The sequence below is a fragment of the Thermopirellula anaerolimosa genome (assembly GCF_054657335.1).
In genome coordinates this window covers 696,084-710,319 of the sequence record NZ_BAAHYX010000006.1, presented here as the reverse complement: position 1 = coordinate 710,319, position 14,236 = coordinate 696,084, and the positions used below count along the sequence as shown (strand labels likewise).

Annotated in this window: 15 protein-coding genes; all 15 read left to right on the top strand. The window is 60.0% G+C overall.

Annotation, left to right across the window (positions count from 1 at the left end; genetic code table 11):
* The first annotated feature begins 345 nt into the window (after positions 1-345).
* Positions 346-1,926 carry a phosphoenolpyruvate carboxykinase gene (locus ACYQ6J_RS08755; RefSeq protein WP_460183805.1) on the top strand — a complete coding sequence of 527 codons (1,581 nt, stop codon included), beginning with the start codon at positions 346-348 and terminating at the stop codon, positions 1,924-1,926.
* 45 nt (positions 1,927-1,971) lie between these two features.
* Positions 1,972-2,862, top strand: a complete 891-nt coding sequence (gene folD, locus ACYQ6J_RS08750; protein WP_460183804.1) for a bifunctional methylenetetrahydrofolate dehydrogenase/methenyltetrahydrofolate cyclohydrolase FolD — start codon at positions 1,972-1,974, stop codon at positions 2,860-2,862.
* Between the two features lie 223 nt (positions 2,863-3,085).
* Positions 3,086-3,310 carry a translation initiation factor IF-1 gene (gene infA, locus ACYQ6J_RS08745; protein WP_460183803.1) on the top strand — a complete coding sequence of 75 codons (225 nt, stop codon included), beginning with the start codon at positions 3,086-3,088 and terminating at the stop codon, positions 3,308-3,310.
* A 623-nt stretch (positions 3,311-3,933) separates the two neighbouring features.
* Positions 3,934-4,815 carry a hypothetical protein gene (locus ACYQ6J_RS08740; RefSeq protein ID WP_460183802.1) on the top strand — a complete coding sequence of 294 codons (882 nt, stop codon included), beginning with the start codon at positions 3,934-3,936 and terminating at the stop codon, positions 4,813-4,815.
* A 194-nt stretch (positions 4,816-5,009) separates the two neighbouring features.
* Positions 5,010-5,816: a sugar phosphate isomerase/epimerase family protein gene (locus tag ACYQ6J_RS08735; RefSeq protein WP_460183801.1), complete on the top strand. Its 807-nt coding sequence runs from the start codon at positions 5,010-5,012 to the stop codon at positions 5,814-5,816.
* Positions 5,817-6,016: 200 nt separating this feature from the next.
* Positions 6,017-6,274, top strand: a complete 258-nt coding sequence (locus ACYQ6J_RS08730) for a hypothetical protein (protein ID WP_460183800.1) — start codon at positions 6,017-6,019, stop codon at positions 6,272-6,274.
* 444 nt (positions 6,275-6,718) lie between these two features.
* Positions 6,719-7,372, top strand: coding sequence for a prepilin-type N-terminal cleavage/methylation domain-containing protein (locus ACYQ6J_RS08725; RefSeq protein ID WP_460183799.1), 654 nt, complete (start codon positions 6,719-6,721; stop codon positions 7,370-7,372).
* 34 nt (positions 7,373-7,406) lie between these two features.
* A complete protein-coding gene (locus tag ACYQ6J_RS08720; protein WP_460183798.1) occupies positions 7,407-8,234 on the top strand; it encodes a PilW family protein in 828 nt (275 codons plus the stop codon).
* Positions 8,235-8,239: 5 nt separating this feature from the next.
* Positions 8,240-9,808 carry a hypothetical protein gene (locus ACYQ6J_RS08715; protein WP_460183797.1) on the top strand — a complete coding sequence of 523 codons (1,569 nt, stop codon included), beginning with the start codon at positions 8,240-8,242 and terminating at the stop codon, positions 9,806-9,808.
* A gap of 45 nt (positions 9,809-9,853) precedes the next feature.
* A complete protein-coding gene (locus ACYQ6J_RS08710; protein WP_460183796.1) occupies positions 9,854-10,159 on the top strand; it encodes a hypothetical protein in 306 nt (101 codons plus the stop codon).
* Positions 10,160-10,178: 19 nt separating this feature from the next.
* Positions 10,179-10,754: a prepilin-type N-terminal cleavage/methylation domain-containing protein gene (locus ACYQ6J_RS08705; RefSeq protein WP_460183795.1), complete on the top strand. Its 576-nt coding sequence runs from the start codon at positions 10,179-10,181 to the stop codon at positions 10,752-10,754.
* Positions 10,755-10,828: 74 nt separating this feature from the next.
* Positions 10,829-11,995: a pilus assembly protein PilM gene (pilM, locus tag ACYQ6J_RS08700; protein WP_460183794.1), complete on the top strand. Its 1,167-nt coding sequence runs from the start codon at positions 10,829-10,831 to the stop codon at positions 11,993-11,995.
* A 12-nt stretch (positions 11,996-12,007) separates the two neighbouring features.
* Positions 12,008-12,751, top strand: a complete 744-nt coding sequence (locus tag ACYQ6J_RS08695; protein ID WP_460183793.1) for a PilN domain-containing protein — start codon at positions 12,008-12,010, stop codon at positions 12,749-12,751.
* Positions 12,752-12,918: 167 nt separating this feature from the next.
* Entirely contained in the window at positions 12,919-13,476 is a 558-nt protein-coding gene (locus tag ACYQ6J_RS08690) for a hypothetical protein (protein WP_460183792.1), read from the top strand.
* Positions 13,477-13,826: 350 nt separating this feature from the next.
* Complete coding sequence (locus tag ACYQ6J_RS08685) at positions 13,827-14,234, top strand: hypothetical protein (protein WP_460183791.1); 408 nt, start codon at positions 13,827-13,829, stop codon at positions 14,232-14,234.
* The last annotated feature ends 2 nt before the right edge of the window (positions 14,235-14,236 follow it).

Sequence of the window (14,236 nt, the reverse complement as noted above, 5' to 3'; positions counted from 1 at the left end):
GTTCCCGCCGCAGCAGGTCATTCCTATTCGGGTATGGCAAGTCTTACCGCCGGCGTACTAGTGATCTCGAAGCGAGATGATTATACTTGACGGTTTGACGTTGGGGCTTGAAGAGAATGGATACTCGTCAGCCCGGGAGGGAAAATGCGAATTCTCATGGGGCGCCGCAAGCGTCGCCATAGCATCGGCGTCGTTCGAAGCGATGAAGCGCGTTTGAGGTTTCGGTCGACTCCTGCCGGGTGAGTTGCGTTCGTTGCCGTGCCTTCCGTGGCATTGCTGCCCGCCGGTTTGAGATGTGCGTACCGGCGTTGATTTTCGCAATTTCGTACTAGAGGAGTCCGCCGTATGTTCGAGGAATTCGCCCAGACCGCCAAGTCGATTTTTGAAAAGGCTCAGCACGACGGTCGTCTGATTCGCAATCCGGATACGGCGCGCCTGCGGTTCTTGGCGAGGGAGGAACCCGAGGTTCGGGAAACCAAGTACGGTTCGCTAGCGGTGGATTCCGAACCGACTTCCCGGGCCGCGATGTTCACGAAGAACAACATCGACACGAAATTCGGCAAGGCCGAATACGACCTCCTGGAAGCGGCCAAGGCGGCACTGGAGAAGGTCGAACTCGTCAGCATTGATGTGCAAGTGGGAGACGGCGCGGAGGGCGTCACGGCGCGGCTGATCGTCCCCCGGCGGTTCGCGCATGTGGCCTTCGCCGGACTGAAACTGTTCAGACCGACCACGACGGAGGAACCGACCTATCAGGTCATCATGTTCACGGACGATGCATTCGAAACTAACAAGCAGAAAAAACTGCCCGACAAGGATATCACTATCCGACTGGCGCATGACCGCGGCACGGGTCGGATGGTCAAAATCGTCCGCAACAGCAATTACTTCGGAGAATGGAAAAAGGGTGTGTTTGCGGGCGAAGACTTTCGCGTCAAGCAAAACGGCAACGCGATCTTCTTGCATGTCGGATGCCGACGCGACACGCTGGAGACGCCCCACGGTGAATATCAAACGACTTGCTCGCTATTCGCAGCGTTGAGCGCCAACGGCAAGACCAGCACCACTTGCAAGGTGCTCGCTCGAAAGGGTCGCGAGCGATCCTGGCTCATCCAGGATGACGGCGGTTCGCTGCACCGGGATGGGTCGTTTCACGGTTTTGAACCGGGCGGAATCTTCGTCAAGACGGATGGATTGAACCCGGGCGATCAGTTGGAGGCCTACTACGCCTCGCTCAAACGCGAGACCTTCTTGGAAAACGTCTGGATCGAGCCTGACGGCGGCATCGACTTTTTCAATATGGAGCGGACCTCGAACGGTCGAGCGGTCATTGAGCGCCGGGACTTCATGCACGCGGCCTCGCAGATCAACTCCGAACGCGTCGATAACCTCTTTCTGATCACGCGGGGAAACATCATCCCGGCGATCGCCAAGCTCACGCATGAACAGGCGGCGGCCTTCATGGTCTTGGGACAGTCCATGGAGTCTTCGGCGGGCGACCCCACTCAGGCCGGCAAGATCAAGAACTGCCTTTTCTACGATCCCTTCCTGGCCGGTGATCGGGCGGAGCACGCGAACCTTTTCTACGACATCCTCAAGACCAATCCGCACATTCAGTGCTACCTGCTGAACACCGGGTTTGTCGGCGAAGGGGAATCGATGCGGGACATCCGGTTGGGAGATACCATGGGGATACTAGACTCCGTCCTCCGCGGCGGCTTGGATGAATGGGTGTTCTCTCCCAGGACCAAATTGCACGTGCCGGCGGCGGTGCGGCTGGTGGACTCCATTCTTTTCCATCCGGAAAAACTCTTGCCTCACGACGTCTTCGAGGAACGTCAATCGGCGTTGGAAAAGCACCGTGCCGAATACGTCGATCAGTTTCCAGGATTGCATCCGGAGATTCGCAAGGTATTTCAGTCCTAGGTTGATTCAACCGACGGCCGATTCCGGCGGAGAAAGTTCGCGATCATGACGGCTCAGATCATCGACGGCAAAGCGATTGCCCAGCAGGTCCGCGAGGAGATTCGGCGGGAAGTCGCCGACTTCGCTGCCCGCTACGGCATCGCTCCCGGTTTGGCGACGGTGCTGGTGGGGCAGGATCCGGCTTCGATTTCCTATGTGACGGCCAAGAACCGCACCTGTAAAGAATTGGGAATGGAGTCGTTCCACTATCCGCTTCCGACCGAAACGTCGCAGGAAGACCTGCTCGGACTCATTGACCGACTGAACCAAGACCGCCGAGTCCACGGCATCTTGGTGCAATTGCCTTTGCCGCGGCATATCGACGAGAATCGCGTCGTCTTCAGCATCGATCCCGACAAGGATGTGGACGGATTTCACCCCGTCAACGTCGGACGTTTGATGATCGGCGAGGCCGTGTTTCCCCCATGCACTCCGGCGGGCATCCAGGAGTTGTTGATTCGCTCGGGAACGTCGATTCGAGGCGCTGAAGTGGTCGTGGTGGGACGCAGCAATATCGTGGGGAAACCCATCGCGATGATGCTCGTGCAAAAGAAGGACGGGGCCGACGCCACCGTCACGATATGCCACACCCGAACGCGAAGCCTCGAAGAACATACGCGTCGCGCCGAGATTCTGATCGTGGCCGCGGGCAGGCCCAATGCCGTGACGGGCGACATGATTCGGCCGGGAGCGACGGTGATCGACGTCGGCGTCAATCGGGTGGGAACGACGGAATCCGGCAAGCCCAAACTGGCCGGGGACGTTGAGTTCGCCTCGGCAAGTCAGGTGGCCGGCAAAATCACCCCCGTCCCCGGCGGCGTCGGGCCGATGACGATTACCATGCTGATGCGCAATACGGTTCGGGCGGCCCAGCTCCAAGTCGGCGCGGCCTCCTGAGACGTCCTGCGAACCAGCGTCCGGGCAGCCGTTGCGGCACCGCTTTGCCTGGCAATCACGATGTCGGCGTTCGGACACCCTCCGCTGGGACTCCGCACGGCGCCGCCGTAGAACGGCGCTTGCTCGGCCCTTGGAACCGGGCAAGATCGTTGCTACGATAAAGAATTCCGATTCCGGCCCGCCCGGAATGCGGTGGGGTTCGCGGTCTTCCCGGGAGACGTTTATGGCGAAGGAAAAAGAATCGGGGTTCGAAGTGGCAGGCACGGTGCTGGAGGCGCTGGCCAATACCAATTTTCGGGTACAACTCGAAAACGGCCATGTCATCACGGCGTACGTGGCCGGTAAGATGCGGAAGAACTTCATCCGCATCGTCCCGGGCGATAAAGTCCGGGTGGAGATATCCCCCTACGACCTGAGCAAGGGACGCATCACGTATCGGGAGCGGTAAAGAAGTCTCGCTTTCGCCCCGATATGCCGAAGTTTTCGGCCCCGCCTCAGCATGGCTCCTCTTTTATTCCGGCGGCAAGGCCCCGATTTTCTCGTAAGTCCTTTCGTACCGATTCTCGGTCCGGTATAGGCGTGCCGTTCCATATCACCGACGTTACCTTGCCCATTCCCGCGGATTTTCCTGTCTCGATCCGCCATGCCTTTTCTCGGAAAGTCATCGCCGCGTCGATCGTGGCGATTCGGGTGTGTGGCGAATAGAATAAGGTGAGCTACATTGGAAAAGGAACCGATTGGCCGGGGTGGAACTTTCTCCAAGGTTGATTTCCGTGTGATAACGGTTCAGGTCCGACTCGGACCGGCCCATTAAAGGATCATCGCATGTCGCCGCAAATCCGTCGGTTTCCCGCCCGTCGACGTTGGAATGGGGGCACGGTCGCAATCTTACTCGTTTCCGTCGCCGCTGTACTTATAATCGGCAACGATCGAACGATCGCAGGCGAACTGTCGCCGGGCCTTTGTCAGGGTTCGACTGCGTTCTTCGGGTCTCAGACTACGGGTACAATAATCGGTCAACCCCGCTATTCACGGCGTGCTCGCGCCCCCCGCGCTCGCGGCGTCCCGGCGGTGTCCGCGGAAAAAGTGGCGCCGAACACGCATGCATCAGCGGAGAGCGATGCGAAATCGTCGGACGATTCGAAACCGCAATTCATTCGCCTCTTGGAGAAGAAGGAAGAGCCGATCGCATTGCAGACGGCCATCGTGACGTACCGAACGAAACCGGGAATGGAGCAAATCCCCGCCGATCTTCAGGTCGATTTGGTAGGCGTCATCCATTTGGGCGAACGGGCCTACTATGAGAAACTGAACGACATCCTCGCGAAGTACGACGTGGTGTTGTACGAATTGGTGGCGCCGGAGGGAACGCGGGTTCCGCCGGGCGGCGGTCAATCCAATCACCCCATTTCCTTTCTACAGCGAGGCATGACGACGATTCTTGGATTGACTTATCAGCTCAGCGTCATCGACTACCAGCGCGACAACTTCGTCCATGCCGATCTGTCGCCCGACGAATTCACCAAAAGCATGGAAGAACGCGGCGAGAGTCTTTGGGCCATGGCACTCCGGTCGATGGGTTATCAGATGGCCAAGAACGCTTCGGGCAAGGCCAAGGTGAGCGATGCCGATATACTGGCCGCGTTATTTAGCAAGAATCGCAACCTCGAACTGAAACGCGCGTTCGCGCGACAACTGGCTGAGGACCCCGAGGGGCAAATCCAAGCCATGGAAGGGCCGCAGGGGTCCACCCTGATTGCCGGACGCAATGAGCGCGTTTTGGAGGTGCTTCGTCGCGAGATCGCGCAAGGCCGACGAAGGATCGCCATTTTCTACGGGGCGGGCCACATGCCGCATTTCCATGACCGATTGACGGAGATCGGTCTGCAAGTCACCAAAACGCGGTGGTTGAATGCCTGGGATCTCCGCGATCTCGCCCAAAAGACGCCGTAACCCCGCCGCGGCACGGCGAACCGAACGGGCTTGAGAGCTAACGCGGAATACGGACGGAGTCGTCAGGCGAGAGGAAACCGCCTCTTTACGCGGGGCGGCAAATCAGGCATACTTGCTGCTCGGGGAATGGTCGCCTGCTCGGATCAAGCTCACCGATCCCCTTCACGGAACGATTGCGACGGAGCATGACACGGATGGCGTTACTTTCGGTTTGCGAAACCACAACCTTTCGGTGGTCCTTCGAGGAAGACGTCGAACGCTATCGGCGGTTGGGCGTTTCGGCCATCGGAGTGTGGCGGCAGAAGCTATCCGACTTCGGCGAGGAAAAGGGCGCGGAACTGCTCGCGGAGTATGGACTCAAGGTGTCCAGCCTCCATTGGGCGGGCGGTTTTACGGGAAGTGACGGTCGTTCCTACAAGGCCGCCGTCGAGGACGCCCTGGATGCCGTTCGATCGGCGGGAGAATTGAAGGCCGAATGCCTGTTGGTCTACAGCGGATCCCGCGGCGGTCACACTCACAACCACGCTCGCCGATTGTTTCGCGACGCCCTGAAGACTCTGGCCCCGGCGGCCGAGCAATACGGCGTCAATCTCGCCGTGGAACCGATGCATCCCGCCTGCGCCGAGGAGTTCACGTTCGTCACCAACTGGGACGAATACTTGCAATTGTTCGCCGCGGTGGATTCGCCTCGTATCAAACTTCTCTTGGATACCTACCACTTGGGTTTCGATAAAGACCTGATCGAGCGGATTCCAGAGATGGTCCCTCACCTCGGCCTGGTCCAACTCGGTGACGGCAGGGCCGCTCCGACGACGGAGCAAAACCGTTGCTTGCTGGGACGGGGAATCGTTCCTGTGAGGGAAATCGTCGAGCGTCTGCGAAATAACGGCTACGACGGTTTTTTCGAGATCGAACTGATCGGCGAGGATCTGGAAACTACGGATTACGAGCAGATTCTTCGCGAGTCCCTCCAGTTTTGCAAAACGATTGATCTCGTCTAGGAACCCCCTCCGCGCCCAATCACGGCGACTCTGGCATTGCGCGCAGAAATCGGCCGGCAAAGTGATCTGGACGCGCGTCTTCCCGGTAAGTATCTTTTCGCCGAATGGCCGTCGGTCGCCGCCGCTGCCGTCGCGCGGAGCGGGCGAGGTCCGACACAACGTCGTTTCCAAGTGGCGAAAAGCAAGGAGGTCGCTAAGCGATGAATTTCTTCTCATGGATACGAGAGGGCGTTCGACAGGCCGTGCTGTTGGGCGTTGCGGATGCCGTGGATAACCTGGGCACCACCCCGGACGGCGGGGATTACCGTGAACGGATCGGAGAGGCGCTTCGCGTCATGCCCGAGGCCGAGCAGTGGAAGCAATTGACCGCCTCGTCGGGACGACTCCCGCGCCGAAAGCTGGGACGCAGCCTTGAGGACATCCAAGCGGCGGCGCAAAGCAACCAGGCTCGCAAGTAGCAGTGAGTCGTCGCCTCGCGCCCGGTCGGGTCCGATCTGTGCGAGACCCACGACTTGACCAAAGCCAATCGTCTGAAACGATTCGAAGGTTCGGCCCCTGATGCCGAACCTTTTTTATTTGGAGTGCCGCTCGACCGTCCGGACCGTGCGCGACGCGCCAAAGGTCCGCACGGTCGGCATAACCCGTGAAATTGTCCTGATGCATCCGGCCGGCGGAACGCTTGCGGTCTGAGGAACCGCCTCTGTTGGCTTTTCCGTGCAGATTTACGGGGCTTCCTAGCGAGAGTCTTCTCATCGCTACTCGCGTGGTTGCGGGAAACCCGACCCCATTTCGTCGGAACACTCGTCGCGACGCCCTCGCAAGCTATAGTTGCTTTGACCGGCAAACTTGCCCGACGTCGTCCTCAGCTATCCCCGCCGCCTTGCCATCGCGACCAACGTGCCATGCTTCCCGCAGTTTGTACCCGTGATGCCACGTATCTCGCTGCGGGGACTCCGTCGCCGTTGCGGCGGATATCTTTTCGCCCGGCGGGGTTCACCTTGGTCGAGGTGATGGTGGCCTTGGCGGTCTTCGCAGTCGCGGCTGCGGCGATCACGCTGTCGATAACCTCCAGCCTGGCCCTCTCGGAAGATGCTCGCGACCGCATGATCGCCCAAGGGTTGGCCTGCCAATTGTTGGACGAGATCCTGGGCAACCGTTACAGCGAGGGAAATGCCATCCCGTACGACGTCTATTTGCGGCCCGGCTTTGATGAGGCGGCGACGGGTAATCGCTCCCGTTTTGACGATATCGACGACTTCAACGGTTGGGTGGAAGAACCGCCCAAAGACGCTTGGGGAATCCCCTTGGGCCAAGAGGACGGTTGGGGCGGGTATCGTCCCGTCGCCGCGCGGACCGATGCGCTCGCCCGCTTTCGGCGAGAGGTCCGCGTCGCGTACGTGTCGCCCCCGAATTACGCCACGCCGCTTCCCCAAGGCCAAATCACGGATTTTCGGCTGATTGAAGTTCGGGTATATCGCCGCAAGCAAGACGGCGGGCTGATCTTGCTGGGTCAAGCTTCCCAGATCGTGGCCCACGTTCCGACGGAAACGTGGTGAAGCGTCCGTCCCCCCAGCATACCGCGAGACTGTGATGTCCGATTGGGATCTCAAGACACGACCGACTTCGACCGCCGTCGCCACGGGCGCACCACGTCGGCGCAAGGCGATTACTCTTCTGGAGATTCTGATCGCCGTGGGCATTGCGGCCATGATCTTGACCGCCACGGCGGCGCTTGTGAAAACCTCGGAAGACGCGTTCACCGAAAACACGGATCAAGCTCAGGGACTGCAATCCGGGCGATTGTGCTTGGAACGCATCCGCCGCCTCTTCTCGGAGAGTTTCGCGAACGAGTTGTTCCCCGGCGCCCGCGTCGTCGGCGACCTCTCTCCGTCGGGCACGTTTCCCGAATGCCTGGTTCTTTGGCATCCCGAACAAGAACCTGCGGAACCGGACGGGCGTCCCAGGGTCTGTGAGTTGATCTTTTTCTATCCCAATCCCGCCCAACCGAATGAAGTGTTGGAAGTTACGGTGCCGCACCGAAATAACCCCGCGCCGGAATACGAGGATGGGGCCGCATGGCGGAATCTGGTGAAAACGGTCAAGTTGGACGGTCTTAGAAAAACCGTGACTTGGTCGGATCAATTGCGGACGTTCGAGATCGACGGCGTCCGACGGGGCGCGCTGCGTTTTCAGATTCGTCTGCGCCCTTCTTCCGCGGAATGGAACGATTCTACCGTGCCTTGGGAGGCCATGGCATGGCCGCAAGGCTTGTTCAGCCCACAAACCGGGATGCGGCACGTGTGGTTGGCTGTAGAACTACAAATCCAGACGCGCCGGGGCGACGCCTCCGCGTCCGGTGCCGTGCCGTTGTTCGGATCGGTCGGTCGGATGTACGTCCTTAGGGCCGATCGGAGGTAGCCGTCATGATCCCGCGCCATCCGACCGTCTCCTACCGACACCGACGACTCAAGAATCCCCGGCGACTGCGCGGTGCAGCGGCGCGTAGTGCCGTCGTGATGCTGACTGTTCTATTCGCCGTGATGGCCGCCCTGGCGGTCTCCTACGCAGCATCCTACCTGCTTGCCCGCCGCGCGGAAATCGAATCCAACGGGACCCTCGCGGAATTGGCACGCCGTGCGGCGGATACCGGCATATCGGTGGGTATGCAGAAGGCATTCTCGTCTCAATGGCCGGGCGTCAACGGCATGCTGGCGGGAGGTTGCGGCGCCAACCAATCTTTCGAAGTCCGTTTCCTGCCCGGCGACGCACGCCTCACGCCCGGTGACACGGAATACTCTCGATTGCCTCTTCGCATCACGATGAAGTCCATCGGGAAGGCCTGGCAACCGGGAAGGCCCGACTATCCCGCAGTCTGTGAGAAGAGCATCACCCTGGAGTTGGTCCCGCGGGCGCTGGGGTCTCAACCGCAAGACTGGAACGCCATCACCTCGCACACGGTTTATCAAACACTAACCAGCGGCTGCAAGCTCAACGTGCCCTACCGTGTTGCCGGCAAAGTCCGGTTTCAAAGCAGCCTTTCCCTCGCCGATGGGTACCCGAGCGAAACGACCGCCTGGAATCTTTACATGGATCACCTCCGCAAGATGATGCTGAACGGCTATCCGGATTATCGACCGTTCGCCGGTACCGTCACCTTGCCGTTCTCTTCGCAACCCGCGGAAACGGTTTACGCACTATCCGTTCTTCTCGGCGTGGAGACCAAGTCGGCGGCAGGATCCAACGTCCAACCGGATTTGACCCTTCAGAAGGGACTGACAGCGTATCGGTTATTTCCCGGCGGTCCGAGTTACACCATCCCCGGCCTCCCCAACGTGTTACAGAACACCGCACTCGGCGCGGATCCCGCCTCCAATCCGCTGGGGCTGTACTATTGCGGAAGCAACATCGAACTTCGCGGCAACGTCACCGTGCGGGGTAGCCTATACGCCGATGGAGATATTGCCGTGACCGGCAGCAATATTCTTCTTCAGCCCGTCGAGATGCCGGCCCCCGGTGCAACCGGCGCCCGACTGCGCATCCCGACGCTCAGCGGCAAAAAGTTGCACGTGGACACGTTCGGAACGTCGCGAACCATCCAAGGACTGGTCGGCTTGTTCGGTCACTTTCACGTCCGAGAAAACGCCGCGAGCACGGAATTGACGATACAGGGCAAGGTCTTCGCGCCCGAGTTTCGCATCGATGCGCGGACGCCGTGGAATCAGCAGGATTGGAAGCGATTACGCCAGGACTTCGAGGCTCAGTACCCGACGGCATCGGGCGAGAATCGCTATTTTCCGCTTTGGTTGCGTAACGCTCGCGGACTCGATCCGGCGCCTCGGATTCGCCTGGAACCGGAGAGTGAGGAACCGACATATCACTGGTTCCAATACGGCGAACCAATCTACGCACCCGGCCCAAGCGACAAAACGGCGCTCGATCCGTCGCCCGGCTTGCGATGGTCCGTCATTCGATGGGATTCCGGCGTTCCGTAACCGGCGGCGCATTTGGTCACTTGTATCGATAAGGAAATAATCCTCATGAGGAAAATGTCGTTCGTAGCGGTTGTAATGGCGGCGGTCGTCGTCGCCGGTCTCATGCTAGACTTTTTCGGAGGACGTTCGCCGGCAATGGGGGAGGCCTCCAATCAGCCCTTCGCCAATGCCGTCGAACAACGGATGGAAATGATTGCGCAGTTACGGGCCATCCACGAGGTGCTCACGGAGCAGAACCGCCTACTGGTGGAGCAAAACAAATTGATTCAAGAGCAACTACAAGCCCTCAAACGGACGGCGCCGGCGGATCGGGCGCCGCCCGAAAAAGGCGGCGGCAATGAAACGCGGTGAACGCTCGGCAACTCGGCGAATGCGTACGCGGTGGGCGTTCACGCTCATCGAGTTATTACTGGCGTTCATGATTTTGGCGATCGTCTTGGCCGTGGCCTGGCCGTCGTTGCGGCCCAGCAGTCACGAGCAACTTCGGGCCGCGGCGCAAATCGTTGCGGCCGAGCTATGGCAAGCCAGGGATTACGCAATCACCTTCAATAGCAAGTACCGCGTGGTATTCGATGTACCCGGCAATCGTTTGTATTGGAAACACGCGGGAAACAATCCTGCTTTGGACGTTTTGCCCGCGGATGTCGTCGTGGAGAGCGGCGGGGATCCGAAGATGCGGGTCCTCGACCTCGGTGAACGTTCCGCCTTGATCGGGCGGGTCCACTTGCTGGGAGCGGCCACCTTCGACGCCTCGGCAAAGCCTGTGGAATTCGTGGAATTCGGGCCGACGGGATCGCTGGAAACCGCGCGGACGGCCATGATCTGGCTGACGGACGGGGAATCGCCGTCGCCGCGATATGTGACGATCATCATCGACGGTGTTACCGGTTCCGTGCAAGTCGGCCCGATCGACGCCATGGGACCGCCCGGCTGGCTGTTCCCCTAGGCGTTGGCACGACCCGCACTTTGTACCGGAGCAAGGTTCGGTCATCAACGAGAACAAGAACGGATGACGGTCTTATGCGGTTGTGGAGACAAGGTTTCAGTCCGATCGGCGTCGATCTCGGCAGTCGTTCGCTCAAATTGGTTCAGCTTTCCGCGGACGGTTCGGCCCTCATCGAGGCGGTGCGATGGAACCGCCCGGAGGAATCCCCTGCTGCTTCCGAGGACGAATGGGTGCAGGAGACGGTGGCGGGTCTGCGGCAGGCCCTTTCGAAAGGGCGATTCCACGGGCGACGTGCCGTCTTTTGCGTTTCCGCCGCAGACTTGATTACGCAAAACGTCCGGGTCGCGGAGGGCGGACGCGAGTCCCTATCGGCTTGGGTGGCCCAAGAATGCGCAGGGCGTCTGGGGATTGCGCCGGAAACCGGCGAAATCCGCTATCTGGATGTGGGGCCGGTCCGCCAGGGGGAGACGGTGCGGCGCGAAGTCATCGTGCTGGCGACCCGCCGGAACACAACCGAGCGGTTGGTCCGCATCGCCGAGGCCGCCGGGCTGCACCTGGACGGGATCGAGGCCGAACCGATGGCTTTGCTGCGGTGCCGCCTCCGCCAATTCCGGCGAGAAGAGGACCGCCACCAACCCATGATGTTCGTCAACTTAGGATACCGTCTCACGCAAATCATGATCGCGCGCGACCTTCAACCGGCGTTTTTGAAGGGCGTGCCCATAGCCGGCAAAGAACTCGATGCCGCCGTGTGCAAGAACCTTCAACTCCGTCCGGAAGTGGGCCACGGGATGCGCCGCAATTACGGAGACCGACGTGCAAGCCACCGTGATCCGGAGGTAATGCGAAGCGTCCAGCAGGCGATCCGTCCGTTGCTGGAACGTTTGGCGGGTGAAATCGCCATGGCCGTCCGCTACTTCAGCGTGACCTTTCGCGGCGAACCGCCCGCGACGGTCGTCCTGGGCGGGAGTGAAGCGGACGAGCTTGTGCGCGATTATTTGCGGCAGCAACTTCACGCCGCTGTGGAACTCAGCGATCCCCTCAGGGCATTCGAGGTGCGCTGCCGGATTTCGCGCCCCTTGCAATGGGAGACGGCACTCGGCCTGGCACTGACGGGATGCCTGAAAACGGCGAGCAACGGCGTGCGGAAAGAAATGTCCACGAGAGGCCGGTCCGCCCAAGCCGAATCCTTCGAAGAAAGCCTTGAAGAACAAAGCCTTGAACTCGGGCATACGCGGTGATTGGAATCGCTTATGGCAGTCATTTCCTACGCTGAGAGAGACTTTTTGCCGGCGGAATATCTGACCCGGCGGCGACGGCGGCAGAGCGTAAAGCTCTCCGTTCTCGTCTCGGCGGGCCTGCTCATCGGCTTGGTTTTGCTGAGCGGATACCAATATCGTTTGCTGGCCGCGTTGCGCGAGCAAGAGGCTCGTCTGACGGCGGAGGCGACGAGCCGCGCTCAGGCCGCCGGAAGCCTGGAAGCGGTTGCCAAACAACTCGCCCAAAAAGAGGAGCGCGCCGACTGGTTGGCCCGAATCGGTTATCAGACGCCGCCTTCGCGTGTGCTCTTCGGCTTGATGACCCTGCTGTCGGATGACATCGTCCTGGAAAGCGTCGAATGGAAACGGGTTCCCCCCGCCGAAAACCCCGAAACGCCAACCGTGCGCATACTCAACGACGGGATAGGGACGGAACAAGAGGCCGCCGACAAAGCCGCCCTGGAAAGGCTCAAACAAGATTTGGAGCGTGCGGTGGTGCAGATCACATTACAAGGCCGAGCACGGGAACTTCGCGCCATCCACCAATACGTCATGGTTTTGTCGCAAAGCGAACGATTCGACTCGGTGCGACTGGGCTCCGTCGAGAATTCGGCGGAGGCGGAAAACGCCGATGACAACGTGTTTCGTATTTCGTTGACCATGAAGGCAAGCCCCTTGGGAACGAGCACGGCGGATAATTCGCTGAACGCCGCCCCTCCCGTTGCCGCCATGCGGTGACCCGGATTGCAAACCGATCACAAAACGTTTGGAACGCGTTCGTAGGAGCGACGGCCGCGCGATCGTGCCGGGGCCTGACGTAATCTAGAGTTGTATAGGCGGAAATGACGGTTTGACTTGATCGAATCGCCGCGCCCTGCGAGTGCCGATCCGCTAGATGCCTGCAAATGCCGCGAACCATGGTAAACTTTCGCGATCATGTACGAAAGCTGGAATTCTTCATTCCGGCAGTCCTTCTGGTCGTGTATCTCGGCGTCTGGCTGATCCCGACACTCCGGGAAACGACCCTACTACGACGCCGAATCTCCGAGCTTCAGCCGAATTCAGCCGGGGCGCCGCCAATTAGGGAACGCATTCAGCAGGTCGCAGCGAAACTCGACAACGTGGAGAAGTTTCTTAGACCGTGGCAGTCAGCGGCCTCACCCGAAGTCGCCCTCGCCGCGTTCCTGCGAGAGGCGACGCTGACGGGTGAAAGCGAGGGCGTCGATTTCAGCCGGGTCGCGCCGCGTTCGTTGCAGAATATCGGCTGGATGTCCGTGAGTGAGATCGAGTTTCAATTGTCGGGCAAAACGGAAAACATCATCCGCTTCTTGCGCACCCTGGACGACCATCGTCGCCCCACCGTCGTCAAATCGGTTCGCTTAGCACGCGAACCGGGATCGAACTTGGTTTCGTGCCAACTCGTGCTGTCAGTGTTTTCCATCAATTCCAATTATTCCGATTAGCGAAAATGAGTCGTGTTTTCCGATAATAAGCAAAGGAGGCCGCCGCGATAGGCGGCTTTGGCGAATCCATGCCGAAGAAGAAAAATTGGGCAAAGATCCTGATAAAGGAGGCAAAACGAAATCCGTTGAAAGCGGCCGTGTTGGTCGCCCTTGCCGTTGTCGCTTCCTACTTATGGGGTGGGAGAATCCTTCGCCCCATATTTGCGGCAGGCGAATCAACGATATCCACGGCCGGCATGACTTCGATGACGCCGACAGGCTCGGCCGATTCGGCGGTAACCGGCATCGGGCAAACCTTGCCCACATTCCCGGGTACCCCCAATCCGAATTCGGGTGCAGAAGTCGGTTCGGTGTCACCCGTGTGGATCCGATTCGAGGAGTGGCTTTCGCGGCAAGGCCGCCAAGGCGACGAATCTCCGGTATTCCGCCGCGATCCGTTCGAACGAGCGGTCGAGGCGGCCGTGGAAACAAAACCGGACGAGGACGCCAAGCAACCGAACGGCAGCACTGAGGACGAACCCATTCGGCCGGCGGATTTGGGACTCGAATTGCGGGCGGTCATCATCGGACCGCGCGGCCGATCGGCCGTCTTGGGAGACCGGGTTGTCGAGGAGGGGGCGCAAATCACGCTGAACAAAAAAGGACTCGCAATCCCGGTCCGCATCGTCAAGATTTCCGGAGAAGGCACGGCGATTCAAGTCGGTGAAAAGGAATATGAACTGACGCTTCCGCCCGCCGCGTCGTTCCCGTCAAACTGACA